The 15,961-nt window shown below is 63.5% G+C and carries 12 protein-coding genes; 3 read left to right on the forward strand and 9 right to left on the reverse strand.

Features of this window, described 5'->3' with window-relative positions:
• The 3 genes from RJQ10_RS15420 to RJQ10_RS15430 all read right to left on the reverse strand — a co-directional run.
• Positions 1 to 631: AMP-binding protein (locus RJQ10_RS15420; protein ID WP_350148184.1), on the reverse strand; the 631-nt coding region annotated here is incomplete at its 3' end.
• Between the two features lie 42 nt (positions 632 to 673).
• Positions 674 to 1,714, reverse strand: coding sequence for an acyl-CoA dehydrogenase family protein (locus RJQ10_RS15425; RefSeq protein ID WP_350148186.1), 1,041 nt, complete (start codon positions 1,712 to 1,714; stop codon positions 674 to 676).
• Between the two features lie 52 nt (positions 1,715 to 1,766).
• Complete coding sequence (locus RJQ10_RS15430; protein ID WP_350148188.1) at positions 1,767 to 2,453, reverse strand: TetR/AcrR family transcriptional regulator; 687 nt, start codon at positions 2,451 to 2,453, stop codon at positions 1,767 to 1,769.
• A 65-nt stretch (positions 2,454 to 2,518) separates the two neighbouring features.
• Between RJQ10_RS15430 and RJQ10_RS15435 the strand changes: the two genes are divergently transcribed.
• The 3 genes from RJQ10_RS15435 to RJQ10_RS15445 all read left to right on the forward strand — a co-directional run bounded on the left by RJQ10_RS15435 (position 2,519) and on the right by RJQ10_RS15445 (position 7,203).
• Complete coding sequence (locus RJQ10_RS15435; protein WP_350148190.1) at positions 2,519 to 3,724, forward strand: acyl-CoA dehydrogenase family protein; 1,206 nt, start codon at positions 2,519 to 2,521, stop codon at positions 3,722 to 3,724.
• An 88-nt stretch (positions 3,725 to 3,812) separates the two neighbouring features.
• Positions 3,813 to 4,445 carry a TetR/AcrR family transcriptional regulator gene (locus RJQ10_RS15440; protein ID WP_350148191.1) on the forward strand — a complete coding sequence of 211 codons (633 nt, stop codon included), beginning with the start codon at positions 3,813 to 3,815 and terminating at the stop codon, positions 4,443 to 4,445.
• 241 nt (positions 4,446 to 4,686) lie between these two features.
• Complete coding sequence (locus tag RJQ10_RS15445; protein ID WP_350148193.1) at positions 4,687 to 7,203, forward strand: TonB-dependent receptor; 2,517 nt, start codon at positions 4,687 to 4,689, stop codon at positions 7,201 to 7,203.
• A gap of 97 nt (positions 7,204 to 7,300) precedes the next feature.
• Here the strand turns inward: RJQ10_RS15445 and RJQ10_RS15450 are convergent, their stop codons facing one another.
• From RJQ10_RS15450 to RJQ10_RS15475, 6 genes are all read right to left on the reverse strand, one after another.
• Positions 7,301 to 7,873: a peroxiredoxin gene (locus tag RJQ10_RS15450; protein ID WP_350148195.1), complete on the reverse strand. Its 573-nt coding sequence runs from the start codon at positions 7,871 to 7,873 to the stop codon at positions 7,301 to 7,303.
• A 140-nt stretch (positions 7,874 to 8,013) separates the two neighbouring features.
• Positions 8,014 to 10,302 (reverse strand): OmcA/MtrC family decaheme c-type cytochrome, encoded by a 2,289-nt coding sequence (locus RJQ10_RS15455; RefSeq protein WP_350148197.1) that lies wholly within the window; start codon positions 10,300 to 10,302, stop codon positions 8,014 to 8,016.
• Positions 10,303 to 10,322: 20 nt separating this feature from the next.
• Positions 10,323 to 12,596, reverse strand: coding sequence for an MtrB/PioB family decaheme-associated outer membrane protein (locus tag RJQ10_RS15460; protein ID WP_350148199.1), 2,274 nt, complete (start codon positions 12,594 to 12,596; stop codon positions 10,323 to 10,325).
• Complete coding sequence (locus RJQ10_RS15465; protein ID WP_350148201.1) at positions 12,593 to 13,474, reverse strand: DmsE family decaheme c-type cytochrome; 882 nt, start codon at positions 13,472 to 13,474, stop codon at positions 12,593 to 12,595. The genes RJQ10_RS15460 and RJQ10_RS15465 overlap by 4 nt, the downstream gene beginning before the upstream one ends.
• Complete coding sequence (locus RJQ10_RS15470; RefSeq protein WP_350148203.1) at positions 13,474 to 15,027, reverse strand: NapC/NirT family cytochrome c; 1,554 nt, start codon at positions 15,025 to 15,027, stop codon at positions 13,474 to 13,476. Before RJQ10_RS15470 ends, RJQ10_RS15465 begins: the two co-directional genes overlap by 1 nt.
• Positions 15,028 to 15,053: 26 nt before the next feature.
• Positions 15,054 to 15,644: a NapC/NirT family cytochrome c gene (locus RJQ10_RS15475; RefSeq protein WP_350148205.1), complete on the reverse strand. Its 591-nt coding sequence runs from the start codon at positions 15,642 to 15,644 to the stop codon at positions 15,054 to 15,056.
• Positions 15,645 to 15,961 lie beyond the last annotated feature (317 nt).

Genomic DNA, 15,961 nt, shown 5'->3' on the forward strand with positions numbered 1-15,961 from the left:
CGCCGGGCTTGGTGCCGAACAGCGCATCACCGGAGGCCACCGCGTTGAACCAGACATTGTGGCTCTGCATTACGCCCTTGGAGCGGCCGGTGGTGCCCGAGGTCCACAGAATGGCACAGGTGTCGCCGTAGGTCTGGCCGCTGAGGTCGGGTTCCGGGGCTCCGGTGCGGTAGAGAGTTTCGAAATCCGTGGCGTCGGGCAAAGCCGTCGAGTCGCCGAAGACGACGATGCTCCCGGTCTCCAGATCATCCCTGACTTCCGCGAGGCGCGCGGAGTGTTCGGTATCAGTGACCACGACCTTGGGTCTGCTGCGATTGATGGTCTCGGACAACCATGCGCGTTTATAGTCTGAGTTGATCGGCGTCCAGACCGCGCCCAGCTTGTTGCTGGCGAGCGCCAGGAAAATTACCTCCGGTGCGCTGTTCATGTAGAAGGCGACGCGGTCGCCACGCCCCAACCCCAGGTCAGCGAGGCCGGCCGCCAGTTCGTTTACCTTGCGATTGGCGTCCGCAAAACTGTAGTGCGTCGCTCCGAACATGATGTACGTCGCATCCGGCTGTTGGGCGGCCTGCAGGGCCAGCGCCCGTCCCAGGTGGCGATCTTCAATGTTCTCGAACTGCAGTACATTCATGGTTGGCTCCATATTATTGGTCAAACGCAGTGGTAACCTTGCCTACAGGGTGATGCCGGACTGATTGTCGCTGGCGAGGTGACGCCCCATCGCCGCCAGCTGGTGGGCCGGACCGCCAAGATCAAACTCCAGTTGCTTTGCCCAGAGGAAATAGCGGTGAATGGGGTACTGGAGATCGGCGCCAATGCCGCCGTGCAGGTGCTGGGCGGTGTGGCTGACCCGGTGGCAGGCTTCTGCGGCCCACCAGCGCGCTGCCCCGGCCTGCAGGCTTGCGTCCAGACCTTCCTCCAGTCGCCACATGGCGCTGTCGACCACGCCGCGCAGGGCCTCGATGTCCATGTAGCCGTCCGCGGCGCGATGAGCTACGGCCTGGAAAGCCGCGAGCGGCTTGCCAAACTGCTTGCGTTCGCTGGTGTAGGCGGCGGTGCGCCTGAGTGCCTCCTGAGTCACGCCCAGTTGCAGGGCCGCGGCCATGACCTGCTGCCGCTGTCGCAGATCCTCTATGGCCTCCGGCCCACCGAGATCCAGGGCCTGCGCGTGCTTCACCAGCACCCGGCAGGTGGGGCGGCCATTGCTGACGCGCTGTGGCTCCAGTTCCAGGCCAGCGTCCGCCGGGGCGAAAGCGACCAGCCGTCCTCCTGCCTGCGCCACCAGGTACAGGGCGCCTTCAGCCCAGGGCACCATGTCCAGTTCCCCGCGCACCGTGTCGCCCTCAAGGCTCAGTCCTTCGGCCAGCGACAGGCTGAGCCAGGCGTCGCCCGCAGCAACCCGGGCCAGCCCAGCGCTGACTTTGCCTGCCTCCAGTGCCTGGGCCGCAAGCATGGTCTCCGCCAGCGGTATTTGCGCCAGCACTGCCCCCTGGGCCTGGATCACAAGGCACTGGGCAATAAAGCCCATGGCCGACCCTCCGTGCTGTTCCGCCAGGCCCAGCCCGGTCAGGCCGGCAGCGGCCAGGGTTTGCCAGAGGCCGGTGTTGAGACTGTCATGGTAGTTGGCCTGGACATCATCGTTTACCTGCTCGCGGAAGATTTTCTCCGCCAGCTCGGCAATCGCGGACTGGTCTTCAGTCAGGGAATAATCCATCAATATCTCTCCACACTGTTAGTCGGGGCGCGGCTTGCGGTTGAATGTCGGTTCATCGCGTCAGCGACAGGATTTTGCGGGCGTGATTCAGCTGGCCCTGGGGCGGGTTGCGCGCGAACAGCCCCCGATAGAACAGCGCCGCCAGCCACTCCGCCAGTTCCGCCTCAGATAATTGCAGGGACGAAAGGTCGGGGTTGCGCTCTATATAGCGTTCCCGGAGGACGTCCTGGCCAATACCGCTCAGGGCATGGACCATCAGCCGTACCTCGTTTGCCGCCAGTTCGCTGCTCGGGAACACATAGGGGAAAACATCGGCCAGCAGCTGCAGGCGCCGATTATAGGAGGTCTGCCAGCGCGCCCGGAAAGCCGGGTCATCCGTGCAGAACTGGCTGATGCAGTTCATGATGCCGGGATGCTCGGCGTGGTTGCGTACCGCAACTTCGTAATGTGAGCGCAGGCGGTTGAACCAGTCGCCCTTGCTGACGTCCCGTTCAATGTGCCCGGTCGCTTCAAATTCCGCGATGTACTCGTCGAGGATCTCCTCGACCAGTGACTTGAGGTCACTGTAATAGTGGTGGAACAGCCCTGCAGCGACGCCCGCTTCCGCGGTGACGTCCTTAATCCGCAGCTGGTGGTAGCCCACCCGCTCCAGCACGGCGACCGCCGCCGCTTTCAGGCGCTCCCGTGCCAGCTCGCCTTTGGGGCGGCGGGAACTGGCTTTGTCAGTCGCTGCAGGCATTCAGCTGGCTCCTCCTCACGGGTCAGGATTATTATTGAATTTGGATTCAAGATCAATAATAATCCGTGGCTCGTCAGCTTACCCGGGAGATCATCCAGGTGTACATCGAACATACAGCGGAACAGAAGGCCCTGCGCGCTGAGCTGCGCGATTATTTTCAGTCGCTCATGACGCCCGAGCTGAAAGAGGCCACGCGCGGCAATGAAGGTGGTGATGCCTACAAGTCGGTAATTCGCCAGATTGGCAAGGATGGCTGGCTGGCCCTGGGCTGGCCCCGGGAGTTCGGCGGCCACGGCCGCGGCCCGATGGACCAGATGATTTTTTTCGAAGAGGCCCAGCTGGCCAATGCACCGCTGCCGTTCGTGACTATTTCTACGGTCGCGCCGGCGATCATGGCTCACGGCTCAGAGGCCCACAAGGCGTTTTTCCTGCCGAAAATAGCCGCGGGAGAGCTGCATTTCGCCATCGGCTACACTGAACCAGAGGCGGGCTCTGACCTGGCAGCGCTGAAGACCACCGCGGTGCGGGAAGGGGATGAGTGGGTTATCAACGGCACCAAGGTCTACACCTCCAGCGCTGAGGCGGCCGACTATATCTGGCTGGCTGCGCGCAGCGATCCCGGAGCGGCCCGGCCCCACGCCGGCATCAGTATCTTCATGGTCGATGCCCACCAGCCGGGCTTCACCTTTGCGCCCATCCACACCGTGGGCGGGGTACGCACCAATATGAGCTACTACACCGATGTTCGTTGCCCCGACAACATGATCTGTGGCGAGGTCAACGGTGGCTGGAAGCTGATCACTTCCCAGCTCAACCACGAGCGAGTGGGGCTGGCGGCAATTGGCATTTATGCCTACGGTCTGTACGAGGACGTACTGGCCTGGGCCCGGGAACCGGCCGCGGACCAGCGTCCCATCGACGACCCCACCGTCCAGCGCCTGCTGGCTGAATCCTATGCTCGCCTGGAGGCGATGCGCCTGATGACCTGGCGTATGGCATGGAGCATGGAGCAGGGCGAGCCCGAGGTCGCTTATGCCTCGGCCATGAAAGCTTTCAGCACCGAGGGGCTGATCGCGGTCTACCGGCTGCTGATGGACGCCATGGGCCCCGCCAGTACCCTGCATCGCAGCAGCCCTGGCGCGGTCCTGCGCGGTGAACTGGAGGGGGAGTACCGCAAATGCCAGATCAATACCTTCGGTGGGGGAGTGGTGGAGTTGATGCGCGATCTGGTGGCGGCCTTCGGCCTGAATATGCGCGCCTACCGGCGCTGATAATTAAATCTAGTCCAGATAGTGGAAACGGCCGCATTTTCGGGGTAGATTGGCGGCGACAGTAAAATAATAGACGTTGGTTAAAACCATGGGGGCAGGGCCACAACCGGAGGGGCGGCGGGAGCGCAAGAAGCGCGAGACCCGGGAACGGATATTGCAGGGCGCCCTGCGCCAGTTCACCCGCCAGGGTTACGATGCGGTGACGGTCGAGGCCCTGGCTGAAGCGGCGGATATTTCCAAGCCCACGCTCTTCAATTATTTTCCGAGCAAAATGGCGATACTGCAGGCGCTGGTGCCCGGCGTGGATGAGCGTTTCGCTGCGGCCATCGAGCGGTTCCGTACTGAAGGCGGCACAGCGCAGGAGCAGTTGGCGCGGTTCTTTGCCTATGGCGCGGAGATGACCCGCAAAACCCCGATGCTCACCCGGGCCCTGCTGATTCTGGCCCTGCGGGCCTATGAAGACCCCATCTACAGTACCAGCCAGCACCGTTGGCCGTCCCTGCATGACAGTTTCTGTAGCATGTTGCGCGATGGTGTCGAGCGGGGCGAGGTGCGCACCGATATCAGCGTGGAGCGCATAACCCACTATATTACCGGCATTTACGTCTATGGCCTGTTGAGCTGGCTTGCGGATCCCAAGTTCAGCGTGGATGTTGAGCTTGCGGTGGCGGCTTCCTTCCTCGGCTCCGGCTTTTCCTGCTCCGCACAGGCTTCTCGCTAGGCGCGCCAGCTCCCGCACCGGGGCAATTTGATAGCAGTATTCCTATTTGCACCACTGCGGCCTATTTTGGCCCGCCTGTGCTGGTTCTGCGGTGGGCTGCCGTGTAAAGTTGGCCCGCTGTTTAAAACCTGACCGTAGCCCAATTTTTTTGCGGCGTTGCACTGCGGCTTCGTCGATAAGACACTCGCATTGCCAGTTGGCAGCGCGCTAATAATTGCATCAACCGTATATGAGGACCCCCATGAACAAGTTCCCCCGGTTTAGCCCGCGTCCGCTGGCGCTGGCGCTGTCATCCCTCTTCGTGAGCATGGGTATGGCGGCACAGGCCCAGGTCGTTGCCCTGGAAGAAGTGATTGTCACCGCCCAGAAGCGCGCCGAGACAACACAGGAAACACCCATTTCCATTTCCGCGCTGTCCGAGACAGTGCTGGAGCAGCGCGGCATCAACAGCACCAGTAGCCTGATCGGGGAAGTCCCCGGTGTTTTTGGCTTCGATGCTCCCGGTTCCCGCGGTGCGACCAGCCTCGCGATTCGCGGCTTTGGCGGCGGCAGCGGTGCCAATCTCTCTACCGACCCCGCTGTGGGGATCTACATGGACGGCGTTTACATCGGCAAGATGAATGGCTCGGGCATGGAAGTGGCTGAACTGGAGCGGATCGAAGTATTGCGCGGCCCACAGGGCACGCTCTACGGCCGTAACTCCACGGCTGGCGCTGTCAATTTTATCTCCCGCCAGCCCACCGGTGAGCTCGGCTTCCGGGTCAAGGGTACGATTGGCAGATACGACGAGCGTGCCCTGCGCCTGAACGCCGATATGCCGGCGATCGGCGAGATCGGCGAGGGCCTCGGCCGCTTGTCGGCGAGCTTCGGCTACCAGACCCGCGAACGCGACCCTCTGTATGACAACACCAGTGGCGGAGAAGGCTTTGACAGCATTGACCGCCAGGCCTGGCGATTGGCCCTGAAGTGGGAGCTCACCGACGCCCTGACGCTGGACTACTCCTACGATGAAAGCCGGCTGGACGAAAACGGCGCTCTGCAGCAGGTGGTGGGGTTCACCCCGGTGACCCTCGATGGCAGCACCCGGGTTGAAACCCTGTCGCAGCTGCGCAGTTTTCTGCCCCTGCTGTTGCAGAACCCCGCAGCGGACCCCCGTATCGCCAACCGCCTGATCCCCTCCATGGACCAGACGCTGGCGGTATATCGTGAGCGGGAGGCTGCCGGCCAGGGGCGCCGCAGCAGCGGCGCGGCCGACAATACTCCCATCTCCGACAACGAAGTCAGTGGCCACGCGCTGACCCTGACCTGGGACGCAGGCAATTTTGGCGCGCTGGGCGATATTACATTCAAGTCCATCACGGCCTACCGTGACATGGAGACCTATGTTTTCGGCGACCTCGAAGACATCGACAGCAGCCTGGATGCCAATGGCGTCGGCGCGCTGAATGACCTGATCCTGCTGCAGCTGGGCTCAGCCTACTTTGCCGCTGGCGGCATGCCCAACCCCACCGCTGACTTCTTCTGGAGCGGAGTGGACTCCCTGGGTGGCTTCCACAGCCGGCAGGACACCGATTCCGAGTACGAGCAATTCTCGCAGGAATTCAACATTATCGGCGCGACCGATCGCGTCGACTACGTTCTCGGCCTGTACTACTTCGACGACGAAGCGGTCTACGACCGCCGCGCTGTTTTCCTGGCGCCGTTGGGCGGTACCAGCCTGCAGAACTATGACTACACGACCGAGTCGCTTGCGTTTTTTGGCCAGGCGACCTGGCGCCCGCAGGTGCTGGATGACCGCCTGTCGCTGACTGCCGGCTTGCGTTATACGGAGGAGGACAAGGAAATTTTCTACGATTACCTGAACCGTCCGTTCGGCGCCCCGCCCTCAGGCATTCCTGCCCAGGCTGAACTGCAGGAAAACTTCTACAACGTCAGCGGCAACATCACCGCTGCCTACCAGTTGACCGACGACATTAACACCTTTGTACGCTTCGCCACCGGCTACCGCAGCGGCGGCTTCAACGGCGAGGTGTTTGCCAACCCCTTCGAAGAAGAAACCATCGAGCAATGGGAAATCGGCGTCAAAAGCGACTGGTGGGACAATCGCCTGCGCATCAATGGTTCGCTTTATACCTATGTCTACGACGACCTGCAGGTTTCGCAGATTGAAACCAGGGGGGGAACCGCGACCAGCCTGATCGCCAACGCCGGCAAGGCTGATCGCTGGGGTGGTGAGCTGGAGATCCTCGCGGCGCCGGCGGAGGACCTGATCCTCAGCCTGAGCTATGCCTATGTTCACGGTGACTACGAGGAGTTCCCGGAGCTGTGTGGTACCAATGTTCCCCAGACCTGCCTCGACACCACTGATGCAGCCAAGCGTGGCTCTGCACCTGGCAATCAGCTGTCTGCGTCTGCGGACTATGTGTTTGCGCGCACCAGCTTTGGCGATATCCGCGGGTATCTGCAGACCAGCTGGCAGAACGCATGGAACGAAACGGCGCTGTGGACCGGTAACTATGCAGGTGAGCCCTATATCTACGACCATCTGGTCATGGATGAGCGCACCCTGGTTAACGCCCGTTTCAGCCTTGAGAATGTAACCGCTGGTAACGGTTCGCTGTCCTTTGCGCTGTGGGCGAAGAACCTGACCAACGATGATTATCCAACCTTCGGGATCAACTTTGGCAGCCTGGGGATCATCACCGAGCAGTACGGTCCGCCGCGGACCTACGGCCTGGATATCAGTTACGAGTACTGACGGCTCGGCAATACTGGAAGGCGCCCATGTGGCGCCGTTTTTTCGCCCCAAAAAAAAAGGCGCCCCAAGGGCGCCGAGGGGAGTCGTGGTGCAGTGATCAGCCGACGAAAGCCTTGCTGGGCTGGGCGACGCCTTTGGATTCCGTACCCTTGAGGTAGGCCAGCATGGTGTCCGCGTCAGAAACCTCGAAGGGGTCGGTGGGGCAGACATCACCGAAGTCAGGCTCGGAAAACAGTTTTTCGATCTTGCCATCGTTGACCAGCATGGAATAGCGCCAGGAGCGCATGCCGAAGCCCAGGTTGGACTTGTCGACGAGCATCCCCATCTTGCGGGTGAACTCGCCGTTGCCGTCAGGCAACATTTTCACGTTCTTGGCGCCGACGTGCTTGCCCCACTGGAACATGACGAAGGCGTCGTTCACGGACAGACAGTAGATGGCATCGACGCCGGCAGCCTTGAACTCTTCGTAGAGCTCTTCGTAGCGGGGCAGGTGATTGGAGGAACAGGTCGGCGTGAACGCTCCGGGCAGGGAGAACACGACGACTTTCTTGCCACCGAAAATATCGTCGGTGGTGGTGTCCTGCCAGCGGTAGGGGTTCTCGCCGCCGACTGAGTCGTCGCGCACGCGGGTCTTGAATACGGTGTGGGGGACTTGTCCGTTGGAAATCATGGTAACTCCTCGTGGTTGGTGTCAGGTGACTTTGGGACGACGGGCTCGCCCCACATCTGAACGCAGATTCTAGCGCCACCAACCCGATCGGTATATTGGAATATTTCGAACTCCATGTTCTATTTGAGTGAACGCTCTCATCAGAACCCCGGCAGTGGCCGCAGCCCGTGTACGGCGGAAACATCCTGGGAGCGGTCCTCGCCGTGGCAGACTGCGCACTGCTCCACCACCTCGCCGCTGTCGATCGCCTGTTGGCTGGTGGCGAAGTTGCCGCCATTACTGGTCATGTGGGCCCTGGCAACAGCGTCATCATGGCAGCCGGAACAGGCGGTGGCCATGGGTGTGGCCACCGTGTCGTCCCGCGGATCCTCGCGGTTGTCACCGGTATTGACGGTCGTAGCCAACACACCCTCGGCCAGTGGCAGCTGGTACCCGTCATCGGTATGGCAGGCCAGGCAGTTATCCAGGTGTCCGGGGTAGTGCACAGCATCCTCATCGTAGACATAGGTAGTAAAGCCGCGGAACCCGACCACCTGCAGCGGATTGTCGCGGATTGAGGGAGCGTGGATGCCATGAATCATGGACTTGAAGTCAATGGACTCCTCCTGCTTGCCATCGCTGGGAGGCGACACGGCGATAGCGCGCACATCCCGGTCCGTGTTGCGCGGGTTGTGACAGCTCACACAGCTGTCGATATTGTCGGCGCGGTTGCCGCCGTGGAAAACCAGCGAGCCGTGACAGGCGAGGCACTTGTCCAGCTCCACTGACTGGCGCCGCGGGGTGGCCACGCCGTCGACCTCGTCGATGGCAAAGAAGGTGTGGGCGTCGCCGACCGGCACGTTGGTGAAACTGCCTTCACCCTCCAGGTCCACGGCTGCCCGACCTTCCACGATAGCCACCCCGCTGCCGCTGGCGGCGATACCTGGCGCAACTCCGGTATCGGGTACGGGCAGGTCCATGGTCACGCTGTAGCTGCCATCGCCATTGGGCACGCCGGTGGACAGCGCGCTGGTAGCGATGGAGCTGGCGGCAGGACTATTGTTTCCCGTGTTCTGGTAGTCCCGTGTATCCCAGGCCAGGCGGACGTTCAGGGCGCTGCCCGGTCGCTGCCAGATAGGGTCGTTGGCAAGGTCGTAGTCCTCTCCGGTAAGGGGGTTGCGAAGTCGGAAGCTGACTCTGGCCCTCTGCCCCGGGGCGCTATTCGCCACCCCCAACACTTTGGCGTCGAAGGCCTGCCTGGCTTCATTGAAGAGGATACGGTGGCTGTCGGCAATGCTGCCTGCGCGACCGCCGGCGGCGTGGCAACTGGCGCAGCGGGAGTCGTCCTGCTGGCCGCCCGCATGGCGGCTGAAATCAAACCTGTCGTGGCAGCTGCCGCAGGCGGCGATGGACGAATACTCCGCCCAGTTGTCGCCCTGGCTGGTCAGGAATATCTCGTCGCGCCCGCCGCCGGTGGCGGTGCCGGCGTGGCAGTTCACACAGAGGCGGATGTCCTGGGGGTAGTGCAGCCCTGAGTAATCGTGCCTGGTATCCCGGAAGCCGTAGATGGCGTACTCGCCGCCGTCCTCCACGCTGGGCAGGTTGGCGCCCATATGAATCTTGTGGATCATCACTTTCATGTCCACCGTGTTGCCGCTGTTGGCGTCGGTGGACCCCGGATTGTGGCAGGTGACACAGTAGTTCATTTCGACCCTGCCGCCGCCGTGCAGGGCCAGCTGGTCGTGGCAACTGTTGCAACTCGCCGTCGTGGCAATCTGGCGTTGGAACAGCCCATCGGTGGCGCCGGTTGCGGGGATGAAATCGTAATCCGGGTTGGCGGGCACCAGGCCGCCGGCGAACTGGATGGCGACGCGATGGGTGAGGTTGGGGTCGTAGGCGAGATCCAGTCCTTCGGTTTCCGCCTGGGAGAGGATCGAGCCGGGCAGAGCGTCGAGGGCGGTGGCAAAGCGATAGCGGTAGCTGCCATCACCGTTATTGCTGAGTTCGCCATTGGCTTCGGTAGTCGCACGCAAGCGGGCCTGCGTGCCGGGACCCACACCGGGCTGCTCCACACTGTTGATATAGGATTGCCAGTCGCCGCTGAGGTTGCCCTGGGCGGAGGGCGTGAGCTTGGCGATGATGAAACGTACATTGGCCAGGGTGAGGTCGGTGATGGCGTTGTTGCGTTCGTCGCTCAACTGGAAGTCAACCACGGGACGGCCATCCTCGGGGATAGCCACGTGGGTGATGAAGGGAAACAGGGCCTGCGCCTCGGCAAAGGGCGCGGGGCTGGGGTCCGGGATCGCCGGTGGCGGGGGCGTAACGCTTCCCCCGGGTGGGGTGGGCCCGGGCTCCACCCCGGGGGCGCGGTCACCGCCACCACCGCCGCCGCAGGCTACCAGCAACGCCAGCAGGCTCGCCAGTATTGTCCTTGCACCAAAGCTTCTCATGTCGGACCTCTCCCGGAGCCTTATTGCCAGCGGTACAGCACTGACAGGCCCACGTAATGCACGGTTTCGTTTGGGTTGCGCTGGCCAAAGGTCAGCACCTTGTCGATAGTGGTCGCCGCCACGCCGTCCCAGGCCCAGTCGTCGGTCTGGTAGCGGTAATAGCGGTACTGAATACGAATGGATATGGCTTCCTGCCAGTGCCAGAGGCCGCTGGCATCGAACTGGTGCAGTCGGGTGTCCACGGCCGGTAAGCTGGCGGGGTCGAGGTCGGCTGCCGCCACCGGGCTGAAATCCTGCCGGGCCTCGGTGTCCACGAAGCGATAGTCCAGCTCGAGCTCCAGCCGTTCCCGCGGTTGCCATTGCAGCTGTGCCCCCAGCACCAGACTGTCGTCGCGGTTGGCGAGGAACCAGTTGCGTGCGGGATCGCTGGCCTGCGGCAAGGGTGCCTGGATGGCAAAGGCGTTCTTTTCCTGGCCCCCGCGAAACGCGCGGCTGCCCTGGTCGGCCTCATAGCGGTCCAGCCCGGCGTGCAGGTTGAGCTGCAGGTTGGTGGCGGGCAGGTAGCTTGCTGAGATCTGCACGCTCTGCAGCAGGGTCTCGGTGATGCCAAGTGTCGATTTGTCGAAGTTGTCCTCGCGCCGCAATAGATTCACGTTGATGTTCCAGCGAGGTGCGGGGAGGTAATTCAGGTCCAGCTTTAGCTGCTGCTGCTCCCGGTTGGCCAGGTAGTACTGGCTCAGGAGTGGATGGTTGCTGTAACGCTGGTTGTCGGGAGTCGCGTTGATCAGCGCGCTGTCGAGCAGGGCATACCAGGACTGGTCCCACCGATAGGTATCCGCGGCGCGGTCAGCCCAGCTGAGGCTGAGCTTTGCGCTCAGCGACTGCCAGGGCTGCACGCGGTACTCCAGGCTGTAGCGGTCTTCGACGGTTGCGTCGCTGGCCGCGTTGCGGCGCTGGATTTCCTCCCAGGCGTAGCCTGCGGTCAGTTTCCCGCGCAGGGGCAGGCGGTAAGCTGCTTCCAGCTCCAGGGTCTCACTGCGCAGGTCATAGCTGCGGTTATAGACTGTCAGTTCCGAACGGGACTGGTCGCCACCATCCCCCGGGATATAGCGGTAGCCATCGCGGGGTGTGCTGTAGTCCCGGTCACGCAGGCGGTAGGCCAGTTCCAGGTCCAGCTTCGGGCGCGGCTGCCACAGCAGCCTGGTGCGGGCATGGGTGGTCGCGACCTCGCCATCAAGGCTGTCCCGCGGCAGCGTCTCGAATACCGCCAGCGTCGGGTTGCTGGAGTAGGGGAGCAGCGGCTGGTCCTGCTCCGCGACGGCGTGACTGGCGTCGACCTGCAGGCGCAGGCGCGGGGCGAACAGGTAGTGGCCGCTGAGCCTGGCACTGGCCTGGCGATTATCGGGCGCCAGCGCCAGGGCGCCTTCGCCAGCGGGATACCGTACCCGCGGGCCAAAGCTGCTGTAGGGATTCTGCCAGCGCAGTGCGTCATCCCGGTTGTTGAAGTCGGACCAGGCCAGGCTGCCCTGCAGGTGCAGGCGCTCCCCGCTGTAGCTGAGGCTGGCATCGGCCTCCAGCGTGCGGTGATCGATGGGCGCGGGCAGCAACAGGGCATCGCCTGAGGCGGCATCAATATAGATGGCGGCGCCGGTGTCTGCTGTGCCCTTGCGGGTACCGTAGCGCAGGCTGGAGCCCAGCTGCCAGTGGTCGTTGAGCCGGCTTTCCAGGGCCAGGCTATAGCTGTTGCGTTCCAGTTCCCGGTCAAAGCGCTGCAGCGACCCGGGCAGTGCGGTCCAGCTCGCCGTGGTCAGGCCGCTCACCCAGTCTCCGGGCAGGCGCAGATTATTTTCACCTCGAAATGGCGTTGCGCCGCTGTCGTTGCGCAGCTGCTGTTGGTGGTCGAAGCCGGCGATTACCTGCACCTTGCCGGGAACGCCCCAGCGCAGTTCCCCCTCCCGGGTATCCAGCCCCAGATCCGACAGCGACACCTGCCAATAGGTTTCGGCGCCGGCAAAGCGGCGCCAGTCGAGGTTGCCCAGCAGCGTCCCACCCTGTTCCTGCAGGCCGTTGTATTGCCCCGCCATGAAACTCTGGGCGCTGCTGTAGCCCAGCCCGAGCTCCACCATGCCGCGATAGTCGGTCTGCCAACGGGTGTCCAGCGGCCGCGTCTCCGCCAGTAGTCCGGCGAAGCGGTCCTCGGCGCTGGTCGTGGTCGCGGTCAGGCAGATGGATGCCAGCAGGGCCGGGCACCATCGCGGTGGTCGGTAGCGCCTGGGGGATGGCTGCGGTGTCATCGCGTCAGCCTGGCGCCCGAGGGATGGTTGGAGCCGTGAACCTGGCTGTGACAGTTGAGGCAGTTCTTGCCCAGTACATTCTGGTTGCCGCTGCCGCCGGCCAGCCCCTCGGCGCCATAGGGGAGGCTGGGATGGAATGCGGCGACATGGCATTGCTGGCACAGGGCGGGGCCGCGGGCGGTAAGCAGGCGGTCGTGCACCGCGCCGTGGGGCCGGTGGCAAAGGGCACAATCCTCGGCGACCGGCGGGTGTTCCCAGAGAAAGGGCCCGCGCTTGTCCTGGTGGCACTGCAGGCAGTTGTCGTTGACCGAGGGCTGGTGCAGGCTGGCGTCGCCAAGGCTGCCGTGAGGGTTGTGGCAGTCGCCGCAGGCGGTTTTACCCTCGGCAATGGGATGGCGGGAAGGCAGCAGCAGCTCGGCCTGGACCCGGGTATGGCAGCCAAGGCAGGATCGCTGGGACTCGGTTTCGCTCAGCGCCGGATCCTGCTGTCGGTGACTGTCGTGACAGCTGTCGCAGGCCATGCCCTCGCGCTGGTGTTCGTTGCCGGCCCAGTGCAGGGCGCTGCCGCCGCTGTGGCAGCCGAGACAGGTGTCGGTGCGTGTCTCCGCCGCGGACAGCCAGCGTGGTCCAAAGCTGACGCCGGGCATCTCCCCCGCGGGGTTGCGAGCGTGCTCCGCGCTGGCGCCGTGACAGCCAGCGCAGCTGCCGTTGCCGCCACCGCCGAGGCCGCCGTGTACGGTCTGGAATACGGCGTGCACTGCCACATTCGCCGTCACCGTGTGGCAGCCGAGACAGTTGGGGACGTCGTCCTGGGCAGCCTCGCCGGGCAGTGGGGGCAGCCACAGCAGCAACGTGAGTAACAGCCAGCGCAGCTGCACTAGTTCACCCTGAAGTCGGTGTTGATGCCGTCGGTGGCAAACGTCAACGGCAGGGAGATCCAGTGCTTGCCCCCGGGGTTGTCGGGGCCGTGCAGGGCGATACCCAGGGTCAGCTCACGCCCCGGCGCGAACGACAGGCCCTCCGCTGCCGGCTGCAGCGGTCGCCGCAGGGTGACTCGCCACCGCCCGTTCCGGTGGCGGGCTGTACCTTGCACCAACGCGGCCGGGTGCCATTCGATACCGGCCAGCAGGACACCGCTTTGAACCTCGGCTGGATCTTGCAGTTTTATTCGCCACAGTTCGCCGAAGTTGCCCTGCTCGCGCAGGGCGGCGAGCTCGGACGCATCACGGACAATCGGCGGGCGGCCGATCTGGCGCTGCTGCAGACGCGAGGCCAGCAGGTATTTGTCCAGTTGCTGGCCGCGGTCCCGGGTCATGCCGGGCATGTCGCTGTGGCAGGCGGCGAAGCAGCCTGCGCGGGCCAGTTCGTCGTTGCCGCTGTCACCCCACATCAGGGCAAGATCCTGTTCCTCGACAGTGCCGCTCCAGTCGATATCCACCACCAGGCTGCCGGCGTCGGCGCTGAACCTGACCCTGATATCCCGGCTGGCGGGCGCAAACCCGCCAGCAGCGAGCGCTGAACCCATGGCGGTCTCCTCGCCGCGGTGACACTGTTGGCAGCTGCTCCCCTGGCGCAGGGGCTGGGACCCCGGGTGCTCGCTCAGCAACCACTCGCTGTCGGACTGGCCGGGGTAGAACAAGGTCACTTCGCGAGTGTTGCTGGCCTCGGTGATCAGTGGCGCGACACCCTGCGCGGTAACGTGGGCGATGCCGACGTGGCAATCCAGGCAGGTTCTGTCGGCTTTTGCCATGACCTTGTGGTAGCTGTTGGCCTTGCTGGACACCGCAGGGTCGCTCGCCATGCTGACCAGGTTGTGGCAGCTGGCGCAGCCCTCGGAACGATTGGCCAGCATGGGGCCGTGGGGACCCTGGTCATCGTGGGGGCTGTGGCAGCTGCTGCAGGCAGGGTTGAAGTGGGCCCGCTCGCTGAGACCATGGATCCCGGACTTCTGTTCCTTGTGGCACAGGGTGCAGACTTCCGCCTGGCCCGGTGGCTTCAGCACTTGATCCCGGGCGCTGTGAATATCGTGACAGGTGACGCAGCTCAGTTCCTGCTGCTGGTGATGAGCTCCCTGCCAGTGGCGGGCGACATCATCGCCATGACAGGCCACACACTGGGCATCCTGCTCTGCGGCCGTGGTAATCCAGCGTGGTCCGAAGCTTACTCCCGGAGCCACCTGGGTGGGGGCCCGGCTGTGGGCTGCGCTGGGACCGTGACATTCCTCACAGCCGCGCTCCGCCATGGGTGTGCCGGCGTGGTCGCTGGCGCCGTGGGCACCCTGTAACAGGGGATGTACCGGTGACGCCTCACCGAAATCGTGGCAGCCAATGCAGGTCTGCGGCCCCTGCGCGGCGTATTCGCGCTCTGTGGCCAGCGCGTCAGGGCTATTCAGCGCGCCAAGCAGGATGAGGATCAGAAGTCGGGCGGGCATGGGGCGGTATCCTCCTGCAGAGGCGTTCACTGGCGGCGCGCCAGCGGCTGCCCGGAATTGTCGGGATGGGCGATGCCCGCATGGCAGTCGATACAGGTCTTGCCGTTGCTGGCCATGGCCCGGTGATACTCGCGGGCCCTGGCCGACTGCAGCTCAAGCTGCATCCGCTCGGTCACGTGGCAGTTGCGGCATTCGCGGGAGTCGTTGGCGCGCAGGCGGGCGATTTCCCTGGCTTTCATGACCGGTGTATGGGCGACGTATTTCTCGGGGGTGTCAATCAGGCCAATAATACTCCCCCACACCTCGCGGGATGCTTCAATTTTGCGCGCGACCTTGGGAATGAACTCCCTGGGCTGGTGACAATCCGCGCAGGTGGCGTGGATGCCGGCGGCATTGCTGTAGTGACTGGTCTTCTGCAGCTGTGGCCAGGGATTGTCGCGCATCTCGTGGCAACTCAGGCAGAACTCCTCGGTACTGGTGGCCGCCATGCCGAAATCCAGTGCCGCCCAACCCATCAGGCCTATGAACATACCTCCTGCAAGCAGCGTCAGCACCGAATGGCGCGACGATGGCTGGCGGATAAGCCGCAGCCAGCGTTTCCAGCGGCTTGTTGCCATACCTGCCCCTATTATTAGTTAGCTACCGTATACGTTAGTGCAGCGATGTCCGGCCCGCAAGGGCGGCACTTGTGCGAGATCAAGTGAACGCACAGTTTCTGGTACCTGTTTTGCTGTTTGAGGCGCTTTGCGGTGTTACCTCGCCTTGATGGGCTCGCTCTTCCGTCGAACTCTGCCAAGGTTTTTTGCAAGCACCGTGCTTGCAACTTCGCCGCGGACTCTGCATCTTCATGTTCTGTAGTCGACGAGCGGCTGCTGTCAATAATTATGGAGACTACGGTATGTCGAAATCCTGGAATTCCGACTCCCTGGCACCC

The sequence above is a fragment of the Haliea sp. genome (assembly GCF_040222615.1).
Taxonomy (GTDB): domain Bacteria; phylum Pseudomonadota; class Gammaproteobacteria; order Pseudomonadales; family Halieaceae; genus Haliea.